The sequence below is a fragment of the Phocaeicola massiliensis B84634 = Timone 84634 = DSM 17679 = JCM 13223 genome, from assembly GCF_000382445.1.
In the GTDB taxonomy this organism is placed as follows: domain Bacteria; phylum Bacteroidota; class Bacteroidia; order Bacteroidales; family Bacteroidaceae; genus Phocaeicola; species Phocaeicola massiliensis.
Map to the genome: position 1 here is coordinate 1,818,918 of NZ_KB905472.1, position 7,981 is coordinate 1,826,898.

Consider the following 7,981-nt stretch of genomic DNA (forward strand, 5'->3'; position numbering starts at 1 on the left):
GATGGGTATAAACACGATTAAAAAGTTAATTCTAATCTCAAAGAGAGAGTGTGTTATTATGAAAACACTTTATACTTAATCATTATCTTTCACCAGTTTACCATCAACGTACACTCTACCATTATTGATTTGTACGTTTTTAGCCTTCCTGATACCTGTCACCCGTTTTCCATTCAGGTATACATCTCCGTTCTTATCAATAGTGGTAGTGGTCTGACAAAACTGCTGATTGGTATTCTCAATTATCCAATCCACACCGGTTACCTCCCTACCATTCTTCAATGGACTGATAATAATGGTAAACGACACATTGCCACTTTCATTCGTCGTCAATGTATAAGTACGTTTTTCATCATCAGTACGAAAGATAAAAGTAAAATTAGCCTTTTGTCCTGCATTTCGTCCTTTGGGCATATCCTTTATGGCTGTTTCAGCATATTCTTCATCCTTCTCAAAAGCATCGATAAGGCGCTTACCCAATTTAGTGTCTTTGACAGAATAAGTTTTTACCACCTTTATTACCTTGCGTGTTTTAGGATCCCGCTTGGTCACTGAATTGATAGCCACATCATCCCTTTTTTCAAGTTCATTTGCCATCTTATCGATTGTTATTTGCGCTTTTATTCCACTCACGCCACAGCCCAACAATAAACAGACCATGACCAATCTCAACAATGTTTTCTTTTTCATATCTATCTAATATTTTAGTTATTGACCAAATCTTCCTTTTCCTTTATTTCCTGTTCCGAACGATGAATTTCATCTATCCGTTGCCGTGCCAATTGTTCTACCTCATTGGCATATTCCAATGTTTCGATAATACACGGCATAATCTTTTTCACATCGGTTATGCGTTTGCCATTCACTTCTATATAACTACCATCATAGCAAGACCACTTATGATTTTTTGCTAGATTTTGTCCTGAGAAAACCAGTAACCCCAGCCCCAATGTAACTACTACCATCGCTGCAATCCCTGCACTCCATGCCGTTACGGGAATACGAAGACTGAAGGTTTTTCTCTTTTCTACTTTTGTATCTTCCATAGCTTGTGGCTTAGGTTCCCCCTGCATACCTCCCTCATACCAGGCAAACATCGGCGCATATTCTTTCAGGTGAGCGGGCACATTGCCTGTGCAGAAAAAACGATAAATGGCCTGTTCTTCGGCATTGGTCGTTTCACCATCCAAGAAACGATTGATGTATTCTTCTATGTTCTTATTCGTCAGTTCCATCATCTATTATGTATCATAAATTGTTCACGTACTTTCTTTCTTGCCCGCGACAGATTAGTTCGCACAGCTACCGGTGTACTGCCTGTCATTCGGGCTATCTCTTCCACTTCGAAACCTTCAATGTGCTTCATCCTGAGAATGGCTTGCTGAAGATTGGGTAAAGTAGATATAGAATCAAGAATCTCTTGCATATTCTCTTCTGCCACCAACTTCATTTCCGGATTATCCCCACTGCCTATACGGACACCTTCTTCCAATTCCACTTTTTCTATCCGGGCTCCCCTTATGCAGTTAATGCATAAATGCTTGGTTATAACAATGGCAAGTGCATCTACGCTGCGGTATTTGTCCAACTTTCCACGCAGAAACCAAAGCTTCAATAGCACATCCTGTACTACATCTTCTGCATCGTCGGAATCTTCCAGATAACGAGTGGCCATTCTGAGTAAGGCCGGTCGCATTCGTTTTGCCTCTATTTCAAATTCATTTTGTTCCATGTTCACTATTAAGACACAGACACACCGTAAATGTTACATCAAAGACATCTTTTTTTTAGGTTCAGTGAACTTTTTTGGGGAGTTTCATTCCGCGTCAGAGAGCACGCTTTTACACGGGGTTGTGTCAAAACGTGGATAATGCTGTCGTTTAGCTCGTAGAGGCGAGCTTGCTCGCCCGAAAACAGTTTGCTTTGAGTCTTCGGGCAGACAAACCCTGCCCCTACAACTGACGATAGGATAGCCCGGTTTGGTTTTGAAACACTCCCTAACGTGTTTTTTACTCGAAAGAATGGTTCATCAAATTCCTTTTGTATCCCGAATAAATCAGTGGAAAAAGAATAAAAAACGCGAATATCCGGGACCGAATCCTGAATATTCGCATTTCTCTTTTTCTTTAATTAATCTTCACGCTTACGAAACTCCTGCATTTCAGGATACATACCTGAATCTATCTCCACGGAAAATAAGTTTCCAAACTTCAAAATAATAAAGTCGTAGCGGCAGTATCCATCCATTCCGTCATCAAGCGATAATAAATCGGATATTCTGTCGGAGTAATCAATTGTTTTTTCAACTTCAGAGATCGAAATATTTCTATCTTATCTCCGGTTTTCTTCACCGCCACTTCTACCGTACCGATATTATTATCAATCTTTTTAACGACCGGAAGGGCTACAGGAACCATTCCGCCTGTTGTTTCTACAATACAGGTATATGTCTCGTCAGGCAGATAAGAAAGAAGAAGATTCACAGGACGCTGCGAATTAAGCGTAGTCATCCGCCCTTCGTAAGCAGCCCACCCTTCAGATGCTTGCGGCAACGTATACATTCGATAACCGCCCGCCAAAACCTTACCTCCTTCAGGAGTTATTTTCAACGTATCTGTCCTTGAAATAGCATGCGGCTTGACTGCCGGTTGCACAGGATGTGCATCCATGTTCACAATGGCATAGAAATCTCTCAAATCTGCTATTGCCTGATTTTCTACAAACAAGCCATTCAGAGCAGACAATCCCACAGCATCCTCATCGGTTGCTTTTAAAAATGCCGCTTTCACTTCTGTCGGAATACCTGCTGCTTGTTGCAACGCAGCCTGCAACACACTTTTTTCCTCTATTGTTCCATACGCCGAACGAATCACTTCCGATGCGGGACGCAAACGATACCCTGTTTGAAGCAATGACAAACGACAAGTACCCAAGCTACGGATATAAGTTTCCAATCGGTGCACTTTTTCATCGGTAGTCTTTGCATCTGCTGTCAGTTTTTGAGCTAACTCAGCCACTACTTTATCATCGGCAACCGGAAACTGCTTTTTGAGTACTTTCAAAGCATTGGCTTTCGAACCATAAGTAGAAGCTACAACAGCCTGCATATTTCCCGCCGGAACAGAGACTTCCAGCATACGAGGACGAGGTTGAACATTTTTGAGTGTCCAGGTTACAGTTTTCATACCGGCAACAGTTTTCACAACAGGAGTCATTTTACCGTTCAACAATTCGTAATGCAAAGGTTTATTGTCGGGTACAGACAGTGAAAGTACATATTCTTTTATCGGAGACAACTCCTCTACCGACTCACAGATATCCAATTCGGGAAGGTAACCCGGACGAGTGATAACAGAATAATCCAAATAGATAGTGGCCCCCAATTCAAGTCCGGTATGCACCACAACCATCTCTTTCAAACCATTGTAAGCCGGAGCATCGGCAGCAGCCGAGGGAAGTACCTCTACAAAAGCATTATCGGGAGTCTTTACTATACTTCCATCTTTCTGACGAGTATACGATTCATGTATCTTCAGTTCCTGATAAGCAGGATTGTAAATGATAAAACTCTCTCCATACAGACCATTCATAGCTGCATGAGTAAACAAAGTCAATTCTTTCTGTACACGCATCTCCTGACTGCCATCCGTACGAAGCGTGTAAGATTTGACCAGCTTACCGAATTCTGCTTCGGAAGCAGCTTTTGTTGGAAGCACTAACATCAATAATAGTACAGACAACATACATATATAATAATATCTTTTCTTCATTCTGCCTTACTTTTTAATCACTAAATAATCTCCATATGTCTTATGAGCATTCACAGCATCACGATAATTGTCCCAATCCGAAGCCTCATAAACCCGTTTCTTCAAAGCAAGCTTGTTGTACAGGAATATCTTATTTCCTTTTTGTGCCAACGAGCCTTCAAAATCAGCACTGCAACCTTCCACATTGTCGTTTCTATCTGAATTTGCCATCTTATATCCGGCAGGAAGCTGAATCGTTTCGTCTAATTCCACCAGCCGTGAACAAGCATCTTTAAAACCATATTTACGTTCTTTTACTCCGGTATCTATTCGCAGATACGAACGCACCTGGTTATAAAGATTGTTCATCACCATCGGATGGAAACACAACATATCTTTTCCTTTCAGAGCATAATCCGGAATTTCATAACGAAAAGTTATTTTTATAGGAGCTGATTGATAATCTTTGGGATTCCGTCCATAATCCACACTGAGCAACCGGGCTTTCGGAGAAACGGCAAGCAACTGACGTTCCATCGTATTCTTCCATTCACTCTGAAAACCGGTAGTGAATATACGACGGATATTGCTGTCGCTCTGTCCTTCGGCAGTCACAGTGAAAGTGCCACGCAAGGTACCGTCGGCATCCAGACGATTGTCCGCCTTGATGCGGAAATAATGATTTTCGGGAGCGGAAACAGGTGTCAGGCACAGGTCCGAACCTTCGGGAACACCCGGCAAGTAATTCTGTTGTTGTTCGGCGCTACTCCACAATTCACGACAGAAAGGCACCCAAGTCGGATCAAGAGGCATATAAGTACCGTTACTCAATTTCACTACTGCCACGCAGTGGTTAAAGTGATCGGCAGGAATACTTTCTACACGGCTTCCAGCCATTGTCATTGCGGGATAAGCCTCAAAGCCCGCCATACGGAGGAATGAAATCAAGGTTCCGGCAATATCCTTACATACACCGCATCGGTCAGTGTAATTCATTTTCGTATTATGCAAGGTATATCCCTCCCCTTTACCCATCGAGATGCCGGCATAGCGGATATTATCTGCCACCCAATGGGTAAGTACAGCAATCTTTTCCATTTCAGTCTTCTTGCCTTTAATAAGTTCATCCACCTTCTTCTGAGCTTCAGGCAATGGAGCAAAACTGCCATAGTCTTCATTCACCTTATTGAACCATAATGATTTATCCTGCCATTGGGGAGTGGAAGACATCATCAGTTTGGGAGCAGCGTCAAAAAGGTCTACCATATTCGGCTCTCTGCCAAAAGGCATCATATCGTTCATGGCAAAGGTATATGCCTTGCGACCGTCTTCATAACGCATGGAAGAGGCACATTCACCCTGATAGAACTGGAACTGCATCTCCTTCTCCATCGGAACAACCACTTTATAGACTTTTCTCACTGTAGGATGACTGCTCCAGAAAGGAACAATATCGTAGAACTGTCCACGCATAGGAGGAATGAATTTGGAATCATCTTCTTGTGTAGCAGCCAGCAATGCATAAGTGAAACCTTTCTTTGCTATCTCATAATCAACAATATCGCCGGGTTGCAAAGCACCAACTTCAAGCATAATCTGACGCGCCCCCCAATAAATGGCACGTGCAGGAGCAGCATAATCGCAGGTCTTTGTCACATCAAGGTTCTCCACTTTTCCGTCTGCACGGTAGACAGTCACCCGTTTAAACTCGGCATGGGCTGTGAGCGGGTCATAGTCATACTTAATAATCCGATTGGATACGGCTCCTTTCGGAGTTTGTACTTTTATTACTTTACATACGGCAAAAGAGCCCTGTCCGGTAGGTTGGACAGACACTAATGTACTGTCCAGCAAAGTCACGCAATCGGACTTTTCATAAGCCTTTCCTTGAGCAGCCTCTTCATAAGCTTTCCAGCCTTGAGCGGATGCACTAACCGAAGCCAGAAGGAAACAAGCCAATGTTACAGATAGTTGTTTTCTCATGTTTTTCACTTACAATTTATTTTATAACGGCAAATGTAAGTAAAAACTTCGAATCAAACAGGATATTTCTTATAAAAAGGATAACGCAAAAACTCTATTTATCGAAATCTGACAACCATGATTACCGGATTATCATCCTCATCCAATCCTTGCGCAACAGTCTTCAACGAACCTTCCAACTGTCCTTCTTCCAATGCTTCTTTCAGAGCAAACGACTCCAGCGTCTGATAGACACAATCTTTCTCGCCATTACTTCGTATCGTGTAACTCCATTCTTCAGATGGAAAGTCTTTGTTTCTAAATGTGGGGCGGAATATCTCTCCTGTCTGCCGATCATAAACCAACGAATAACTCTTATCATCCTTTATAACCATATCTGTCATATCCAGAGACGAAATCTGGCATTTCAGGAAATAATAACGTGAAGTAACTCCCTCCAAACGCAAATAATATTTTCCACCTTCCGAGTCTCTGACAGAAGGAGTACGTAACAATATGGGGAATAACCCATTTGTCTTTTTGTTTATCCGATAAATAGTATCTGAGGCAATATCATTCAGATAAGTTTCCCCACCTTGCCCCAGCATAACTTCACACCACAGATATGCTTTCATATTCTCATTACCCTCTATCACAATAGATAAGCTGGCATCCCATGTCTTTACATATTGTAATGAATCAATGTTTCCACCTGACTTGTCCAACAACATGATAGGACAATATGCGATCATTTCTCCTTCCTTACCGACATTGGCCTTTTCCTTAAACAGAATAAGTTTATCGGCCGAAAAGTTAAACATATCCCCTTGTCGGATATTAGCTTTTGTATCCAATGTCTGTTTGTAAGTACCATCGAATGCATAAACATATACTTTAGTAGGCGAACCTAACACATAGACCTCACCACGTTGCCAATCCACATCAACACGCTGAATGACATTATATTCTTCGGGACCGTCACCTTTTCGGCAAATAAGATTTTTCGCCTTGCCGTCACGGTCAAACAAAAACAACTTACCTCCTTGTTGGCTCACGCCAAGTATTCCCTTGTCGGAAACGGCAGCTATTGTACCCTGAAACAACATTTCCTCATTTGTTTCCAATGGTATATATTCAATGTCAGCCACATCCTGAAGAAATATTTCCTTCTCGGGATACTCCTCATTAACATCAATTTGGGGCAGTAGTGCCTCTTTATATTGTCCGTCACCGCTACATCCTGCCAAAAAAGCAAAAATAAATGCAGCATACAACCTATTATATTTCATTTCTTATGAATTTATAAATTAATATATTCCTATTGCTTAACCACAAAAATCATTGAAGAATATTTCATTTCCCTGATATGATTCAGAACTATATTTGTGCTTTCAGAAAAACCTGAGTCTTTTCAAAAAAGAGCCTGAGATGTTGTAAAAAATTCAAGAGATTTTCCGGAAAGATCAAGTCCTTTCAGGGAGAAGATAAAATAATACCGATGAGAGAATTTTGTCCGTCAGTTTGGCTGATATAATCTTTTTTCACACATAACAAGTATGAAACCTTCTGTTCATGGGGGATTCCGTGTGAGAACCATCCTCTTATTAATAAGGAATTCGAGCACGGTAAAATTGGAGTTGCGATTGAATGATGCTTCACAGCATCATTCAATCTGACTTGTTTTCGTCCTTTTCCGAACATTACGTTCGGCTCGTCATATCATTAACATATCAATATATCAAATTGCACAATACCATTATCTAAAAACCAGAACAGGCATTCACATAAGTTTTAAGACACACACCACATCAAACAAGGGCATCCATCTATTATTCATGGAAACAATCTCCCAAGTCTTGACAAAAATGAGGTCTTAATGCATTCGCTTTTATCGTTCCAAGAAACAATGTTCACACTGAACGACATGACAAAGATAAACATTAAAATCAGGTTTACAAAAATAAAAACGATAATATTTCATTTCTTGAAAATAATGGGACAGTAGAGAACCGGGAACAGTCCGAAAACCCTGTGGATGATAAGAGTTCAGTCATTATTCTTGGGGATTTAACATATCAATCAAATACCTGTCCTGATGTTGTCTGCTCCGGTTTTCAACCCCTGCATGCATTTTCGAGTTTCCTAAGCCGTTTCATTAGCCGGACCAAGCGTTTTCGTCCTTTCGGTTATGCCTGTTTGTCCGTCGGATTACTACAGTCTCCGGCAGCGGACTGTATGATTCATTGCAGTGGACCGTACAGTCTGCTACA

The 7,981-nt window shown here is 41.3% G+C and carries 6 protein-coding genes; all 6 read right to left on the reverse strand.

The genetic code is table 11. From position 1 onward, the window contains the following. Nucleotides 1–75: 75 nt before the first annotated feature. The gene (locus HMPREF1534_RS11395) at nt 76–690 is read right to left on the reverse strand and encodes a DUF5024 domain-containing protein (protein ID WP_005939289.1); all 615 of its coding nucleotides are present in this window, start codon (nt 688–690) and stop codon (nt 76–78) included. Nucleotides 691–704: 14 nt separating this feature from the next. Further along, nucleotides 705–1,235 (reverse strand): hypothetical protein, encoded by a 531-nt coding sequence (locus tag HMPREF1534_RS11390; RefSeq protein WP_005939290.1) that lies wholly within the window; start codon nt 1,233–1,235, stop codon nt 705–707. Then, nucleotides 1,235–1,732 (reverse strand): RNA polymerase sigma factor, encoded by a 498-nt coding sequence (locus tag HMPREF1534_RS11385; RefSeq protein ID WP_005939291.1) that lies wholly within the window; start codon nt 1,730–1,732, stop codon nt 1,235–1,237. The genes HMPREF1534_RS11390 and HMPREF1534_RS11385 overlap by 1 nt, the downstream gene beginning before the upstream one ends. 478 nt (nt 1,733–2,210) lie before the next feature. Beyond that, nucleotides 2,211–3,770 carry a DUF3857 domain-containing protein gene (locus HMPREF1534_RS11380; RefSeq protein ID WP_005939293.1) on the reverse strand — a complete coding sequence of 520 codons (1,560 nt, stop codon included), beginning with the start codon at nt 3,768–3,770 and terminating at the stop codon, nt 2,211–2,213. A gap of 6 nt (nt 3,771–3,776) precedes the next feature. Beyond that, nucleotides 3,777–5,732 (reverse strand): DUF3857 domain-containing transglutaminase family protein, encoded by a 1,956-nt coding sequence (locus HMPREF1534_RS11375; protein WP_005939296.1) that lies wholly within the window; start codon nt 5,730–5,732, stop codon nt 3,777–3,779. Between the two features lie 98 nt (nt 5,733–5,830). Next, on the reverse strand, nt 5,831–7,000 hold the full coding sequence (locus HMPREF1534_RS11370; protein ID WP_005939298.1) for a 6-bladed beta-propeller: 1,170 nt from the start codon (nt 6,998–7,000) through the stop codon (nt 5,831–5,833). Between the last annotated feature and the right edge of the window lie 981 nt (nt 7,001–7,981).